This window comes from Hymenobacter sp. UYCo722, from assembly GCF_040547115.1.
Lineage (GTDB): Bacteria > Bacteroidota > Bacteroidia > Cytophagales > Hymenobacteraceae > Hymenobacter.
In genome coordinates this window covers 1-15,999 of the sequence record NZ_JBEPPC010000005.1, presented here as the reverse complement: position 1 = coordinate 15,999, position 15,999 = coordinate 1, and the positions used below count along the sequence as shown (strand labels likewise).

14 protein-coding genes are annotated in these 15,999 nt (G+C 63.0%); 7 read left to right on the top strand and 7 right to left on the bottom strand.

Going from position 1 to position 15,999, the window contains the following annotated elements; translation table 11 throughout:
• Positions 1 to 3: 3 nt before the first annotated feature.
• The 3 genes from ABIB44_RS13180 to ABIB44_RS13170 are packed head-to-tail and all read right to left on the bottom strand — an operon-like array spanning position 4 to position 2,809.
• Entirely contained in the window at positions 4 to 1,305 is a 1,302-nt protein-coding gene (locus tag ABIB44_RS13180; protein ID WP_354585109.1) for a PP2C family protein-serine/threonine phosphatase, read from the bottom strand.
• Between the two features lie 50 nt (positions 1,306 to 1,355).
• On the bottom strand, positions 1,356 to 2,549 hold the full coding sequence (locus tag ABIB44_RS13175) for an ABC transporter permease (RefSeq protein ID WP_354585108.1): 1,194 nt from the start codon (positions 2,547 to 2,549) through the stop codon (positions 1,356 to 1,358).
• A gap of 2 nt (positions 2,550 to 2,551) precedes the next feature.
• Positions 2,552 to 2,809, bottom strand: coding sequence for a hypothetical protein (locus ABIB44_RS13170; RefSeq protein WP_354585107.1), 258 nt, complete (start codon positions 2,807 to 2,809; stop codon positions 2,552 to 2,554).
• A gap of 161 nt (positions 2,810 to 2,970) precedes the next feature.
• Here ABIB44_RS13170 and ABIB44_RS13165 point away from each other — a divergent pair, with 161 nt between their 5' ends.
• On the top strand, positions 2,971 to 3,429 hold the full coding sequence (locus ABIB44_RS13165) for a hypothetical protein (protein ID WP_354585106.1): 459 nt from the start codon (positions 2,971 to 2,973) through the stop codon (positions 3,427 to 3,429).
• Positions 3,430 to 3,431: 2 nt separating this feature from the next.
• Here the strand turns inward: ABIB44_RS13165 and ABIB44_RS13160 are convergent, their stop codons facing one another.
• From ABIB44_RS13160 to ABIB44_RS13150, 3 genes are all read right to left on the bottom strand, one after another.
• Positions 3,432 to 3,986 (bottom strand): c-type cytochrome, encoded by a 555-nt coding sequence (locus ABIB44_RS13160; RefSeq protein WP_354585105.1) that lies wholly within the window; start codon positions 3,984 to 3,986, stop codon positions 3,432 to 3,434.
• A gap of 92 nt (positions 3,987 to 4,078) precedes the next feature.
• Positions 4,079 to 5,122 carry a glycosyltransferase gene (locus ABIB44_RS13155; protein ID WP_354585104.1) on the bottom strand — a complete coding sequence of 348 codons (1,044 nt, stop codon included), beginning with the start codon at positions 5,120 to 5,122 and terminating at the stop codon, positions 4,079 to 4,081.
• 161 nt (positions 5,123 to 5,283) lie between these two features.
• Positions 5,284 to 6,315, bottom strand: coding sequence for a lysylphosphatidylglycerol synthase transmembrane domain-containing protein (locus ABIB44_RS13150; RefSeq protein WP_354585103.1), 1,032 nt, complete (start codon positions 6,313 to 6,315; stop codon positions 5,284 to 5,286).
• Positions 6,316 to 6,390: 75 nt separating this feature from the next.
• On the opposite strand from ABIB44_RS13150, the gene ruvC reads away from it, so the two are divergent.
• From ruvC to ABIB44_RS13130, 4 genes are all read left to right on the top strand, one after another.
• The gene (gene ruvC, locus ABIB44_RS13145) at positions 6,391 to 7,035 is read left to right on the top strand and encodes a crossover junction endodeoxyribonuclease RuvC (RefSeq protein ID WP_354585102.1); all 645 of its coding nucleotides are present in this window, start codon (positions 6,391 to 6,393) and stop codon (positions 7,033 to 7,035) included.
• A 314-nt stretch (positions 7,036 to 7,349) separates the two neighbouring features.
• Positions 7,350 to 9,443, top strand: a complete 2,094-nt coding sequence (gene pta / locus ABIB44_RS13140) for a phosphate acetyltransferase (RefSeq protein WP_354585101.1) — start codon at positions 7,350 to 7,352, stop codon at positions 9,441 to 9,443.
• Between the two features lie 77 nt (positions 9,444 to 9,520).
• Positions 9,521 to 10,738 carry an acetate/propionate family kinase gene (locus ABIB44_RS13135; protein WP_354585100.1) on the top strand — a complete coding sequence of 406 codons (1,218 nt, stop codon included), beginning with the start codon at positions 9,521 to 9,523 and terminating at the stop codon, positions 10,736 to 10,738.
• A gap of 483 nt (positions 10,739 to 11,221) precedes the next feature.
• Positions 11,222 to 11,455: a hypothetical protein gene (locus ABIB44_RS13130; protein WP_354585099.1), complete on the top strand. Its 234-nt coding sequence runs from the start codon at positions 11,222 to 11,224 to the stop codon at positions 11,453 to 11,455.
• On the opposite strand, the gene ABIB44_RS13125 is transcribed toward ABIB44_RS13130, so the two are convergent.
• Entirely contained in the window at positions 11,452 to 11,898 is a 447-nt protein-coding gene (locus tag ABIB44_RS13125) for a hypothetical protein (protein WP_354585098.1), read from the bottom strand. The two genes, ABIB44_RS13130 and ABIB44_RS13125, sit on opposite strands and share 4 nt — an antisense overlap.
• A 550-nt stretch (positions 11,899 to 12,448) precedes the next feature.
• On the opposite strand from ABIB44_RS13125, the gene ABIB44_RS13120 reads away from it, so the two are divergent.
• Together ABIB44_RS13120 and ABIB44_RS13115 are read left to right on the top strand one after the other, a co-directional pair.
• Positions 12,449 to 14,053, top strand: coding sequence for an amidase family protein (locus ABIB44_RS13120; RefSeq protein ID WP_354585097.1), 1,605 nt, complete (start codon positions 12,449 to 12,451; stop codon positions 14,051 to 14,053).
• Between the two features lie 81 nt (positions 14,054 to 14,134).
• Complete coding sequence (locus ABIB44_RS13115; RefSeq protein WP_354585096.1) at positions 14,135 to 15,436, top strand: metal-dependent hydrolase family protein; 1,302 nt, start codon at positions 14,135 to 14,137, stop codon at positions 15,434 to 15,436.
• The last annotated feature ends 563 nt before the right edge of the window (positions 15,437 to 15,999 follow it).

Below are 15,999 nucleotides of genomic sequence, written 5' to 3'. Positions count from 1 at the left end.
AGGCTACTTGAACCGGCAGCTGAGCATCGTTACATCATCGGCGAAGTACGCGCCGCGCGAACTGTATACTTCGATGGTTCGCAGCATTTCCTGGTGCAGTTTGGGCAGCGGCAGGTAACGGCTGCGGTGCAACACGGCCAGCACGCCCTCCTCGCCAAACTCGTTGCCGTCGGCGTCGAATACCTCGGTGAGGCCATCGGTGTAGAGCAGCAGCATCGAATGGCGCGGAATGGCTACCTGGCCCACCCGCAGCATGGGCAGCTCTTCCATAATGCCGAGCATCACGGTACCTTCTTTGAGGGTAGTCACGCGGCCATTATCGTCCACCAGCAGCGGGTCGTTGTGGCCGGCGTTCACGAATTCGAGCTGGCGGGTGCGGCGGTCATAAATGGCGAGGAAGGCCGTGATGAACTTCTCGCCGCCCGAGTTGCGGAACAGCAGGTGGTTGAGCTCGGGCACGATGGTGACCAGCGGCACACCCTGGCGCAGCAGCGTGCGCAGCCCGGCCTGGAAGTTCGACATCAGCAGCGAGGCCGGCACGCCCTTGCCGCTCACGTCGGCCACGCACAGCAGCAGGCGGTCGGCATCAATCTCGACCACGTCGTAGTAGTCGCCGCCAATTTCGGTGTGGGGCACGTAGCTGCGCTCGATGGCCAGGTCGGCATCGTTGGGCAGCTTGCGCGGGAAAAGCAGGGCCTGCACCTCCTGGGCAATTTCAATTTCCTTGCGCACGGCCGCATCGGCCACGCGCTGGGCCTGGAGGCGGCGGTTTTCCACGGCTCCCATTAGCGTGTTGGCCAGCGAGGTGAGGAAGGGCATGAGCTGGGCCCGGTCGTAATCGGACCGGAAGCCGCCCACGAACACGTAGGCCACTACCTGCCGCTGACGCAGAATGGGGAGCACAAGCTCATATTTATCCCAGGCCGGGCCGAGGTGCAGGTCTTCCACGGCCTGCGGTTCACGGATTTCGCCGTCGAGCAGCGGGGGCGATAGGGGCATTTTTTCGGCGGTGGCCAGGTCGCAGCCTAGTACCAAGCGGGGCCGGAACTGGCCGTCTTCCCGGGCAAACAGCACCAGCTGCACTACGTTGCGCTGCCCCTGTAGGGTAAGGCGCAGCATGTGGTAGAGCTCGTCGACGGAGTGGTCGCGAGCCGTCATGTCGTGGGCCACGCCCAGCACCGTATCCAGCTCAAACTGTTTGATTTGCAGCTGGCGACGCAGCTGTTTCAGCTGCTCGTCGTGCTGGGCAAGCAGGGCAGCATCAGTGGAAGGTTGGGTGGGAGAATTGGGAGCAGCGGCGGCCATACGGGGCAAGGTACACAATGCGCCGGAAAAGCGGGCGCGGGGCCGCAAACTTACACCGCTACGGGCGTTTTGGGGTCGTAGGCGTCGCGCAGGCCGTTGCCGAGCAGGTTGAAGCTGAGCACCAGCAGCGAAATGGCCAGGCCCGGCAGCAGCGTGCCCCACAGCCCGGCCTGGGTGCCCAGCAGGTCGTAGCCTTCCTTCACCATCAGGCCCCAACTGGGAGCCGGGGGCTGCACGCCCAGCCCGAGGAAGCTCAGGCCCGCTTCGAGCAGAATGGCCGAAGCGAAATTACTGGTGGCCAGCACAATGAGCGGCCCGCGCATGTTGGGTAGCAGGTGCCGCGCAATGAGGCGCGACGTGGGCAGGCCCAGCACCCGGCCGGCCTCCACAAACGTGGCCGAGCGCAGGCTTAGCATCTGGCCGCGCACCACGCGGGCCACGTCCACCCACATGGTCAGGCCCACGGCTACGAAGCTCACCCACACACCTTTGCTATCCAGCGCCAGCGAAATGGCAATAACCAGCATGATGCCTGGAATGCTCCACACCACGGTCATCAGGCCCAGCAAAACGGAATCGACCCAGCCGCCGAAGTAGCCGGCCACCGCGCCCACGGCCATGCCCAGCGCCAGCGAAATGAGCACCGCCACCAGCCCAATGCCCAGCGAGATGCGCGTGCCCAGCAGCAGGCGGCTCAGCTCGTCGCGCCCAGCTTTATCGGTACCCAGGGCGTAGGTGCGGGTGAGGAGGCGGCTTTGCCGGATTTCGCGCTGCAAATCGGCGCGCGGTCCGGGGTGGCCGGCCACGGTGGCCAGGGCCAGCCGGCGCTGGCGGCCCGCCTCGGCCGAGTGCTGGCCCAGGGGTTTGAGGATGATGGAATCGCCGGCAAATTCGTAGCCGCCGACGGGCGTTTCCTGCCATTCGGGCTCGCGGCCGCGCAGCCAGGTGGTGAAGATATTATCGGCCGCCGCGCCCAGACGGGCCGAGTCGGGCAGCGGCTGGCGCAGCAGCAGCACACGCAGGCCGGGGCTTTCCTTCTGAATCTGGACGAAGCCGTGGTTGGCGTTGGGCGAGTTGTCGGGCAGCACCCAGTAGCCGAGCAGCGCCACCAGCGCGCACAGGGCGATAAACGCCAGGCCGGCCACGGCGGGGCGGTTTTGCCACAGGCGCTGGCGCACGTAGTAGCCGGGCGGCCGGGCGGCGGCGGCCGTAACGGGGGGTATTGCGGAAACGGCTGTCGCCACCGTTAGCGGGTGTTGTGCTGCAGCAACCCTTCCTTCGAGGCCAGGTAGGCCGCGTCGCGGGCAATGGCTCCGAACGAGGTGGTTTCGTAGGCCAGCTCGGTGTCGGGGTCGGGCCAGTAGCTGCGGATAAGGCCCTGCTCGAGCAGACTGCGGAGCTGGTTTTCGAGGTCAGCGGCGGGCAGACCGGTTTTCTGGAGCAGCGTGCGGAACGGGGTGACGAAGTATAGCTCGTCGAGCAGGTCGAATTCGGGGTCAGTCACGGGGAGGAATTGGCGGGCTGGGATTGGGGCAAATGTAAGCCGGGGGAGCGGCAATGCGAACCAGACAGATACCCTTAATAAGTGCCGCGATTCTTATTCGCCACCACACGAAACAGCCGACTACATTTGCTAAAGGTCATTACCCAGTCAAAGGCCCAATCATGCACACACGCGTAAGCAGCTTCTTACTTACCACAGCCGGTTTTTTGGTTTCCTCTTGTCTTACCTGCAGCAATGTTGATTGCCTTGGGAGCGATTACACCGTATACTTCAGCATAGTAAGTGCTACGACCGGCAAGAATTTGGTTTTCGGCCCCGACAAGCTATACAGAAAGGAAAAAATAAGATTTTATACCCTGCGGGGAAGCGACACCATTGTTCTTGATTACAAAGCCGCACCGCCGCTGAACTCGCGTGATAGCGTTCTGCAGGTTTATTTTTACCCCAAGACAGGTGTGGCTTACATGCAGCTAAACAGCCGCGACACGGATACGCTCAGCATTTCCTACAATACCTCCACTACAAAATGCTGTGGAACAAATACTGAGATAACCAATTTACGGTTCAATGACAAAATCGACATCCCCGGTAATCGAGGAACCCAGAAAATAAAAAAATAGGCCTACGGTGCTTCCGGCCTGATACTCGGAGTAAACGCTACAGCACCCGACGCACCGTCCTTTTGAGATGTGATGTAGGCCACAATCGAAGCAATTTCCTTATCCGACAGCGCGAAGGAGGGCATCTGCTGCTTGCTGTATTTATTGAACAGGGCCACGGCATAGTCGTCGCCGCTGGCCACTACTTTGCTGGAATTCTTCACCCAGGGCAAAATCCACGACATGGGCCGGCGCTGGCTGAGGCCAGCCAGAGCTGGGCCCACGACCTGCTCGTTCACGGCGTGGCACTGGGCGCAGTTGCCTTTGAACAGCGCGTCGCCGGCGGCTATTTCGGCCGTTTGAGCGCCGGTGAGCGGGCGCGTGGGAACGGTAGCCGTCGGCTGCGAAAGCGGCGAACCTTCCGGCGCGCCGGGGTCGGTGAGACTTTGCTGCGCGGCCCGCGCATCATCGGCCGCGAAGCCCGCCAGGCCAGCGGCGCTCAGCAGGGTAAAGCCAAAGAGCACGACTATTAAAGCCATGCCCACCGTCAGGGCGAAACTCACCGGGTTGCGACGCATAACACGTTGGGATTAGGTGGAATATATGTGCGGCAAATTTACCATCCAAACCCCAGGAGGCCGTTTTTTGCCAACATTTTTACCCCACCCTCCTACCGCACCGCCCGCCCTTTCCACTGGTAGCCGCCGCGCCGGCCCGCCAGGCCCACGGCCAGCGCATACGGCGCGTACAGCAGCTGCAGCGGCAGCAGCCCCACCAGCCACCGCCGCCGTCCCAGAAACCCCAGCACCGGCCCCAGGAACCAGACATCCCCGCCCAGCTTGAGCCCCGCAGCCGCTACTACCCACGGCCACAGCCCGGGCCAGACCAGCGCGGCCCCTACCCCTGCCCCCAGCGCCACATTAGCCCCCAGCACCAGCAGCGCCAACCGGCGCGGCGCGTCACTTTGGTAGTGCGCCCACTTGCTGGCCCAGCGCACTCGCTGCCGCAGCAGCGCCCGCAGCGTGGGGGGTGCGGCGGTACGCACAATGGCCGCCGCATCGAACAGGAACCTAGCCGTGCCCGGAAACTGCGCGTGAATGGCGTGGAGCAGGAATTCGTCGTCGCCGCTGGCCAGGTGGGCGTGGCCGGCAAAGCCCCCCACGGCGGCGAAAGCGGCGCGGCGGTAGGCCAGGTTGGCCCCGTTGCACATGGTGGGTGCTTGCCGGGCCAGGCAAGCCGCCCCCACCCCCACCAGGCCGGCAAACTCCAGGCCCATAAGCGTGGTAAATACGTTCTCCGGCCCCGTGAGTAACACCGGGCCGCTGATGAAGTTGGTAGCCGGCTGCCGGGCCAGCAGCGCCGCGTAGGCCGCCAGCCAGCCGGGGCCGAGGCGGCAGTCGGCGTCGGTGCACACCAGCCAGGGGGCGCGGGCAGCTTGCTGCGCGGCGAGCAGGGCGGCTTTTTTGCCGGTGGCGTTGGCCGGCAACTCAACCAGGCGCAGGGCGAAAGGAGTCTCTAAAGCGGCGGCCACGATAACAGCCGCCGTGGCATCGGTGGAGTGGTCGTCGGCGATGAGGACTTCGAAGCGAGCGGCCGGCAGCGTCTGACCAGCGAGGTCGCGCAGGAGCTGCGGTAGGTTTCCCGCCTCGTTGCGAGCGGCGATGAGAACGGAAAATAGCAACGAGCCTTTAGCCACCGGTGGCGCAGCTGTCATTTGTGCGCCAGCTGTTTTCGCATCGGCCAACTGGGAGTTCCGACTTAACTGTTCATTGCTGATTATTAATGGCTCATTGTAAACCCAGCCCCCGCGCAGCCACACCATTAGCCCCGCGTACAGCGCCGGTAGCACCAATAGCGCCATTCCCGCCGCAGCCATCATTTCGCGGCCCGCTTCTCGCGCAGCACGCGCAGGCCGGGCACCAGCAGCAGGCCGGCCGCGCTGGGCAGCGCGATGTTGATGACCCACAGGCTGAGACTAGCCGAGAGCACCGGCAGCGCCGGCTGCCCCAGCAGCCCAAACAGGTGCGTGGCCGAGAGCTCGCGCACCCCCACATCGGCCAGGGCATTGAGCGAGGGCACCAGTGATTTTAAAAAGAACGTGCCGGCCACGGCCGCCAGACTTGGTCCCAGCGGCCCGCCCACGCCGTAGGCATTCAGCAGCAGCATAAACTGCGCGCAGAACACCGCGTAGCGCAGCCCCGAAATGGCCAGCACCGCGTGCAGCGCCCGGGCCGGGTACGTGGGCATGATGGCCAGCGCCGGCCGAAACCGCCGCAGCGGCCGCCACAGTCCCAGCGCCGCCAGCAGCAGTTGCGAGCGGTAGAGCGGCACCAGCACCAGCCCACTCAGCAGGGCCGCCGAGGCTACCACGCCCAGGCCGGCGGCCGGGTAGCCGTGCAGGTAAAATTTCAGCACGAAATAGAGCAAACCCGCCACCCCGGCCAGCACGGTAGCCACCAGCTGGCAGTAGCGCCCCAGAAAAACGGCCCCCAGCGCGCTCACCCGCCGGCTTTTGAGCTCGATGATGCGGCCGGCGTAATCGCCCACGCGGTTGGGGGTGGCAAAGCCCAGTGTGAGGCCTACCAGCACCGCCCGGAAGCTGCGCCCGAACGTGACCGGCTCCAGGTGCCGGGCCAGGCGGTACCACTTCCAGGCCTCCAGGCCCCAGTTGGCGGGCACCAGCGCCAGGGCGAGCAGCACGGGGCCGCGCCCGGCCCCGCTAAGCGTGGTTGCCAGCAGCTGCCGCCAGGCGTTGGCGGTGTCGGGCGTGGCGAAGATGGAGTTGTAGAGCAGCCCGAGCGTGAGCAGCGTGACGCCGATTTTGCCCCAGAGTACGATGCGTCGCCATTGGCGGGCCCGGCGGTTTTCGGGCTCGGTCGGAGGGTTGTTTCGTGGCGGCCGGGGCACCAAAGAATCTTCCGACGCCGAAGAATCGACGGCTGCCGGCTTCCCGGCCTGCCCCGGGGCGTAACTTTGGGCCAGATGCCCGCTCCCACTCGTCCCCGCCCCGCGCCCGCCGCCGATTTGCTGCCCAAAATCATCATGGGCGTCGACCCCGGCACCCAGATTATGGGCTACGCCCTGATTGAGGTGCGCGGCCAGCGCGTGGACGTGCTGTGCTACGACGTTATCAATATGAAGGCCCTGGGCTCGAATCACGCCGTAAAGCTAAAGCGGATTTTCGACCGCATGCTCGAGCTCATCGACGAGTACCTGCCCGACGAGCTGGCCATCGAAGCCCCCTTTTTCGGCGTCAACGTGCAGAGCATGCTCAAGCTGGGCCGGGCCCAGGGCGTGGCCATCGCCGCCGCCCTGAGTCGCCAGATTCCCTACGTCGAGTACGCCCCCACCAAGGTCAAGCAGTCCGTCACCGGCTCGGGTAACGCCACCAAGGAGCAGGTGGCCCACATGCTGCGCCAGACCCTGCAGCTGCCCCCCCTGGCCGAAGCCAGCACTTTCCTCGACGCCACCGACGCCCTGGCCGTGGCCCTGTGCCACCACTACCAGAAGGGCAACAACGCCACCGTGAGCGGCGGCAAAAGCTGGGGTAAGTTCCTGGCCGAAAACCCCGAGCGGCTCGGGGCCAGCACGGGCTTGGTCAAAAAGAAAGCGCCCTCGAAATCGTAGGCAATGAACTGAGGGGGTTCTCGTCGACTGTTCGATACCCTAGCGGGTACCTTTTTCATCGTCACTAGCGCTAAATATTCAAGCGACTATCCGGTTTGTGCATGGGTAGAAATCGCAACATTTTGACCTGGCCAACAAGCTTTGTGAAGCCTACTTAAAAGTCCTTAGTGTCTCTAAGCGCAGTCATCAATTTATTGAATACCACCTTTCGGGCATCATAAAAACCCGGTTGGAAGCTGCTGCCTTTACAGTCAATTATAGGCGCACCGTTAGCCGCCAGCCAACGGAGGCGGGCCCCGCTGCGTTAGGCAACCATGACGAAAGCTGTTTTCATTGCGGCCGCCGAGCCCTACAGCGGGAAGTCGCTGGTTACGCTGGGGCTGGTGAATATGCTGTTGGGCCAGACGCGGCAGGTAGGTTACTTCAAGCCGCTCATCGACTACGACCCCGCGCAGGAGCCCGACCCGCACCTGGCCACCATTACCAGCTACTTCAAGCGGCCGCTGCCCCTGGCCGATACCTACGCCTACACCCGCGCCGAGGCCCTGTCCCTGCTTGAAGCCGGCGCGCAGGGCGAATTAATCGACACCGTGATTCGCAAGTTCAAGCACTGGGAAGACACCTGCGATTTTACAGTGGTGGAGGGCAGCGACTTCGTGGGGCCGGGCACGGCGTTTGAGTTCGACGCCAACGTTGCGATTGCCAAAAACCTGGGCGTGCCCGTCATCCTGGTCGTGTCGGGGCAGGACAAGAGCACGGCCCAGGTCGTGAGCGCCGTGCTCACCACGCTGCGCAACTTTGAGAGCCGCGAGGTGCCCGTGCTGCAGGTAGTGGCCAACCGCATTGCGCCGGCCCAGGTGGCCGACGTGCAGGCACTGCTGCGCGAGCAGCTGCCGGCCGAGGTGCTGCTGGCCCTCATCCCCGACGACCCCAACCTGCTGCACCCGACCATGCGCGAAATCCAGGCCGGGCTGGGCGGCAAGCTGCTGTTCGGGGAAGCAGGCCTGGGCAACCAGGTCGATAATTACGTGATTGGGGCCATGCAGGTGCCCAATTTTCTCAACTACCTCAAGGAGAACGTCCTGATTGTGACGCCCGGCGACCGGGGCGACATCATCGTGTGCGCCCTGCAGGCGAACTTATCGGCCAGCTATCCCAAGGTAGCGGGCATCGTGCTCTCGACCGGTACGGAGCCCGATGAGCCCGTGCGGCGGCTGCTGGAGGGCCTGCCCGATGCGGTACCCATCCTGGCCGTGGCCACCGGCACCTTCGAAACCACCACGCGGGTGAGCGCCATCCGCTCGCGCCTCACTCCCGACAACCCCAAGAAAATTCAGCTCGCCATCAGCACCTTCGACCGCTACGTGGATGTGCGGGCGCTGCGCGAAAAGCTGGTCAGCTTCCAGGCCGAAGGGCTTACGCCCCACATGTTTCAGTACCGGCTGCTGCAATGGGCCAAACGCGCGCGCCGCCACATTGTGCTGCCCGAGGGCAACGACGACCGCATTCTGCGGGCCGCCGCCCAGCTGCTGCACCAGGACGTGGTGGACCTCACCATTCTGGGCGACCCGGCCACGGTGGCCGCGTCCATCAAGCGCCTGGGCCTCAACATGCCGCCCGAGCACCTGCGCATCATCGACCCGGTGAATTCGGCCCTGTATGCCGGCTACGTGGAGACGTTTTACGAGCTGCGCCAGGACAAGGGCGTGAACCACGATATGGCCCGCGACCTGCTGCGCGACGTGTCGTACTTCGGCTCGATGATGGTGTATATGGGCGACGCCGACGGCATGGTGTCGGGGGCGGTGCACACCACGCAGCACACCATCCGGCCGGCGCTGCAGTTCATCAAAACCAAGCCGGGCGTGTCGGTGGTGTCGTCGGTATTTTTTATGTGCCTGCCCGACCGCGTGGCCGTGTTCGGCGACTGCGCCGTGAACCCCAACCCCACGGCCGAGCAGCTGGCCGAAATTGCCATTTCCTCGGCCGACAGCAGCGCGGCTTTTGGCATTGAGCCCCGGGTGGCCATGCTCTCGTATTCGTCGGGCACCTCCGGCGCGGGGGCCGATGTGGAGAAAGTGCGCCGGGCCACCGAGTTGGTGCGCCAGCGCCGCCCCGACCTCAAAGTGGAAGGCCCCATTCAGTACGACGCGGCCGTGGACCCGCTGGTGGGCCGCCTGAAACTGCCCGATTCGGAGGTGGCCGGCCAGGCCAGCGTGCTCATCTTCCCCGACCTGAACACCGGCAACAACACTTACAAAGCGGTGCAGCGCGAAACCGGGGCGCTGGCCATCGGCCCAGTCCTGCAAGGGCTAAATAAGCCCGTGAACGACCTGAGTCGGGGCTGCACCGTGGACGATGTGTTCAATACCGTCGTCATCACCGCCATTCAAAGCCAGCAGGAGTAATCTAGTTATGAGGGCTATTCTCAAATAAAAGCGCGACGTGCTTCTATTTGAATATTTCTAATCCAGCATTAAACAGGGTGAATATTTTCGTTCTTAATTCCGGCAGCAGCTCCATCAAGTACCAGCTGTTTCGCTGGCCGGCCGAGCAGCCCGTGTGCAGCGGGCTGGTGGAGCGGGTGGGTTCGGCGCAGGCCACGATTACGCACCAGGTTTTCGACCTGCAAACCCCGGCCAACCCGCCCGCCGAAACCCGGCTGACCCTGCCGCTGGCCGACCACGAAGCGGGCCTGCACGAAGTAGTGCGCCTGCTAACAGCCGCGCCCGGCGGCATTATTGCGCACCCGGCCGACATTGCGGTGGTCGGGCACCGGGTGGTGCACGGGGGCGAAACCTACGCGGCACCCACGCGCATCACGGCGGCGGTGAAGGCCGAAATCCGACGGCTGTTTGCGCTGGCCCCGCTGCACAACCCGGCCAACTACCTGGGCATTGAGGTGGCCGAGCGCGTGTTTGCGCAGGCCCGGCAGGTGGCCGTGTTCGATACGGCGTTTCACCAGACCCTGCCCGAACACGCGTTTCGCTACGCCCTGCCCACGGCCCTCTACACCGAGCAGCGCATCCGCAAGTACGGTTTTCATGGTACCAGCCACCAGTACGTGGCCACGCAGGCCGCCGCCTACCTCCAGCAGCCCGACGCCCGTCTCATCACTATTCACTTGGGCAACGGGTGCAGCATGGCCGCCGTGCGGGCCGGCAAATCGCTGGATACCAGCATGGGCTTCAGTCCATTGGCGGGCTTGGTGATGGGCACCCGCTCGGGGGATATCGACCCGTCGGTGGTGCTGCACCTGCTCGGGCCGCTGGGCTACACCGGGGCGCAAATAGCGGAGCTACTGAACAAACAGAGCGGGATGCTGGGCCTGACCGGTGCCAGCGACATGCGGGACATCGGCGCGGCACTGGCCGCCGGCGATGCCCGCGCTGCCCTGGCCTACGACCTGTACGCCTACCGCATTCGCCAGTACATTGGGGCCTACGCGGCCGTGCTCAACGGCCTGGATGCCATTGTCTTCACGGCGGGCGTGGGCGAAAATGATGCGCTGGTCCGTACGCGGGTCTGCGCGAACATGGAGTTTTTTGGGCTGGCCCTGGACGAGGATAAAAACCAGCAGCGCCTCCCCGGCCTGCGGGAATTGAACCAGCCGCAAAGCCGGGTAAAAATCCTGGTTATTCCCACGGCCGAAGAACTGGAGATTGCCCGGCAATGCGCGGACTTGCTTAGCAGTACTGACTAGCATCAGGCTGCCGACTACCCAGTAAACACCCATTAAGTAGTCACGCAAAAATAACCGTAGCAAAAAAGGCGGTCATGCTTCATCTGGCGTCCGCGCAGTCGAAGCATCTCTACCGCTTCATTGAACGGCTCATGCGAAGCGGTAGAGATGCTTCGGCAAGCGGACGCCAGATAAGCATGACGTCCTAAATTCAATACGCTTACTTCTCCACGACTACTTAATCGGAGTTTCAGGGTAAGCTGACGGGGTTCAATCAGGGCCTGCTTAATCGCAGCAAGATTGCGGCGGCGAGGCCAGGTGCAGAATGGCCTACTCGTCAGGCAGCTTCTGCGGGGCCGGCGTTGCGCTGCTGCATCAGCCACCCGAAGACCCCGCCAGCCACCAGCACTGCCCCGCCGCCAAGCGGCCAAAAGTTTCTACGAGTCATGGGCCGTGAACTGTAAAAAGCAGAGCCGCCGATAGCCGGCGGTGACACCTGCGAAGGTGCCGTCCAGTACCTATCCTACCACGCCATTTAGTCGGACCCGCGCCATCACCATTGCAAGTGCTGGGCGAAGGACCGTGGCTGACCAGCCGGCTCCGTCCGATATTCCGGCTACTACTCCCTGGCTCATCGCCGCCTGCTACCCCGACGCGCCGGGCTACGTCGGCAACAACCTGCTGGCAAACACTGCCAGCGGGCTGCATGCGGCGTTCCTGGCGATGCTTCAGCCCTAGTTGCTCGTCTCGTCCTGCAGTTCGATAGCGGGGCCGCTGGTGTGGTCATCGCCGAGTTTCTGCTCGTGCATCCGGATGCCCGCTCCCAGCTCATAGCTGCCTTCTTCAGTGAAGCCGGGGCCCTGGGCCTGCTCGCCGGCAGTGGTGTGGTTGTTGCCGCCCTGGGGCTCCGTTTCGGAGCCGCCAATGTGCAGGTTCTGGAGCTGGTCCTTCTGGTCGCTGCGCTGGGTATAGCCGTTGGCCCCTACGTTGCGGTGGGCGCTGGCATCGTCGCTCAGCTTGCCGTTGCTTTGCTCCTGCTGGTAGTCGCGCTGCTTGGCCAGCTCCTCGTTATAGCCAGCGGGGATGATGTTCACCGGGTTTTGGTTAGGCACATCCACTTTTTTTTCCTCGGGCTGAACCTGGGTATCGTCGTCTTCAAAAATGTCGTCACCTGATGTCATATTGGCAAGAAAGTTAGTTACGTGAATGGGGCCGGGTTAGCCCCTTAGGTGTACGCGCCGGCTGGCCCGGGGTTTGGCCTGCGGCCGCCGGGCTGGCTTTTTAGATGCTTTTATTTTGCCCCCTTCCCTGGCCCCATCCATTTTGCCGCGCTCAGCCTACCACGCTATTTAATTCCGGGTAGTTGGTGGCTTTCGTAGGCCTGTTGATGGGCGGTGGAATCAGCCTACTTTGCCAGCGAATCTGCGACTAGCACCCCTACTCACGGCCGCTTCTCAACGTCGCTGATGTAGCGTAACGCTTTGCAGGCAGCAATTTCATTCCTCCCATTGAAGCGCACCAGGCAGTCCGTCAGTGTCGCCTCCGCTCCATGCCCCGCATGGCCACGGTGGCGAACGAAGGACCGTGCTGCAGATAAAGCCGTTGCGGAACCTGATTCAAATACCGGAAATTGGATACTGTGCACCCGGCGCGGGGCGGACGCAGCAGAAAAACCTTATTTTCGGCCAGTCGCCGAGACGTTTTTCCTGCTCCAGCTTTACCTTCCGACGCATGGCCATGCCACAAAAAAACACTTTCCAGCTGCTCTGCCTGCTGTTGTTCTTCTCCTTGGTTTCCGGCTGTGGCAGTCGGTCCTCGCCTGAGCAGCAAGTGGCGCGCCCTCCCTTGGAGGTAACGGAAGCCTCGATAGCCGATGTGCAGCAGGCCATCAAGCGTGGCGACTGCACCTGCGAGCAGGTAGTACGGGCGTATCAGGCCCGCATTGCCGCCTACGACCAGCCCACGAAGCTCAACGCCATCGTCGTCACCAATCCGGCCGCACTGGAAACCGCCCGGCAGCTCGATGCCGAATTCCGCCGCACTGGCAAGCTGCGGCCGCTGCACTGCACGGCCCTGATAGTGAAGGACAACTACAACACGGCCGGCTTGCAAACCACAGCTGGCTCGCTCGCCCTCAAAGGCTTTGCCCCCGACGAGGATGCCACGGTGGTGAAAGCCCTGAAAGCCGCCGGTGCCATTGTGCTGGCCAAGTCCAACATGGCCGAGTGGGCCTTCAGCCCGATGGTAAGCATCAGCTCGATTGCGGGCGAAACCCGCAATCCATACAACCTGGCGTACGTGCCGGCGGGCTCGAGCGGCGGCACGGCAGCGGCCGTGGCGGCTAGCTTTGGCACGGCGGGCCTGGGCACTGATACCGGCAATTCCATTCGCGGACCCTCGTCGCACAACGCCCTGGTTGGGTTCCGGCCCACGCTGGGGCTGCTGAGCCGGTCCGGCATTGCCCCGCTCTACCTGCGCAACGATACCGGCGGCCCCATGGCCCGCTCCGTGGCCGACGCCACCCGGCTGCTCGAGGTGATGGCCACCGGGCCCGACCCCGCCGACCCCCTGACGCGCTACGGGACGGGCAAGCGGCCGGCCAAAGGCTACCAGGCCTTTCTCGACCCCCAGGGCCTGCGGGGCGCGCGCATTGGCGTGTTGCGCACCCTGAGTGAGCGCCACCCCGACCCGCGGGTGAAAGCACTGTTCGAGCAGGCCGTCGTGGATTTGCGCCGGGCCGGTGCGACCGTGGTGGATGTGGAAATTCCCGATTTTGCCCGCGTAAGCGCCAACCAATGGTGCTCCGTCTTCAAGCACGACATCAACCAATACCTGGGCGCGTTGGGACCCCGTTCGCCGGTGCAGAACATTGACCAAGTGCTGGCTTCGGGCAAGTATTCGGCCTACATCAAGGAAAACCTGCAGGACGAACTCGCCCACGGCGTCAGCCCGGGTACCAGCGAAGCCGGCTGCGGCGAGGCCTATACCGACCCGCGCCGCATCGCCTTTCGGGCGGCGGTGACTGCCGTGATGGACCAGTACCAAGTGGGCGCGCTGGTGTATCCAACCTGGAACAATCCACCGGCCAAAGTGGGTGATTTCAAGGGTTATCAAGGCGATAACAGCCAGTTGATTGCCCCGCACACCGGGCAGCCGGCCTTCACCGTGCCCATGGGCTTTACTTATGCCGGATTGCCCGCCGGCCTGCAGTTTCTGGGCCGCTCGTTTGATGAGCCGACCCTGATAAAATATGCTTACGCGTACGAGCAGGCTACGCACCACCGCAAAGCACCGGCTCGCTTCCCCACCTTGGCCCGGCAAGCTCCCGTGAAGTAGCTGCCGTGACGCAGCCGGCCGAGGCTGGCAGCCGCGTAACCTCAAGTAGTTCATCAGCTAAACAACTTATAGTCCCACCGCATGCGCCCACTGCTACTTCTGCTGCTCGTTCTCCTGTTTGCGGAATCGCCTACCCTTTTACGGGCCCAGGTGAAAGCCCTTCGCTTTGGCCAGGTGGTTGATGGCCGGGGCCGGGTCATTCCCAACGCGGTGATTCTGGTCAAAGCCGACCGCATTGTGGCCGTGGGCCCTGCAACAGACGTGGCTATCCCCGCCGGTGCCGAAACCCTGGACCTGCGGGCCTACACGGCCATTCCCGGTCTCATCGACGCGCACACCCACATGACGTTCTATTGGGACAAAGCGCCCGGCAGCAACCCGTGGCAGCAGCTCGGCACGCTGGGGGCGGCCGTAACGGTGTTTCTGGCCCAGGAAAACGCCCGCAAGGCGCTGGAAACGGGCGTTACCACCGTCCGCGACCTGGGTTCCTCAGACAACATGGATTTGGCCATGCGCGCGCTCATCAACCGGGGGGCCATGCACGGGCCGCGCATGTTTGTGGCCGGCAACGGCCTGCACATCAGCAGCTCGCCCTACAAAGTGGGGGCCGTGCCCGACCCCGGGCAGTGCGATGGCGTGGCTGAGGTGCAGCGCGTGGCCCGGCAACAGCTGGCCGCCGGGGCCGATTGGATTAAAATGTACGGCTCGACGGGCAGCGACAAGGACGTAACCGGGTTTCAGACCTTTGGCTACGAGGAAATGAAGGCCGCCGCCGATGTGGCGCACCATGCCGGCAAGCGCATCGCCATTCATTCCTACGGCCCGGATGGTGCCCGCGACGCTGTGCGGGCCGGCACCAATACCGTGGAGCATGCCATTGACCTGGACGACGCCACGTTGGCCGCCATGGCCCGGCAAGGCACCATCTACGTGCCCACCGTGGAGCACAACCGCTACTACATTGCCCACCGGGCCGAATACGGCTACGACTCAACCGTGGTGGCTGGCCTGAACCAATACGTGGCCAGCAACTTTGCCACCCTGCAGCGGGCCGTCAAGGCCCACGTTAAAATTGCCATGGGCTCGGATGCCGTGTTTACGGGCTTCGGCGAGAATACCCGCGAACTAGCCTGGTTTGTTAAAGCCGGCATGAGCCCGGCGCAGGCCTTGCGCACGGCTACGGGTACCGGAGCCGAAATGCTGGGCATGGAGGCATCCCTGGGCGCCCTCGCACCAGGCTATTACGCCGACATTGTGGCCGTCGAAGGCGACCCTCTTCGGGACATTCAAGTGGTTATCGACCACGTGAAGTGGGTGATGAAGGCCGGCCAGGTGGAGGTGAATCATACTACGCTGGAAGCCCCCGCTACCCGGCCTCGGTGAGGTTCAGCGGAAAGCGCCGACGAAATCGTAGAATCAGCCGTTTTCCAATAACAATATTAGAAAGCTTGCCGGTGGTACGGCTTTTAGAGCACCAACTAGTTAGTCGTGTTACTTCAAAAATCCAGCCTCTTGCTTGCAAGTTGCTGCTAAGCACTGACTTTTTTTATTCTGTCTGCAATTTGTCGTCCGAGGTATTTGCTAAGCTTTGGGAATTTCCATCTGTAATGTTCATTCCAATAGCTTATCATTCTACTTTCTGTCTGTTGCCAATACTTAGGATTTGCGCGCACTAACTCCACATAGCTGGCAACTGATTTATCATTTATTTGATTGTCCAGAACTTCCAAAATTTCAAAAACATATTCGCCAAGCAAATGGAATTTAAAAGGCGTTACCCAATTCTCATTTTTATCAATAAGATTCTCCAGTCTCCGCTGCCGCACATAACCATCATGGTGTCGCAGATATAGAACCTGTTTAGGAAGTAGTCAGGAAGGTATAAAAGAGGAAAGACTCCCACAAAAGCGGGAAATTTGAGGTGCGAACCATCTCCTTCCCCTCCC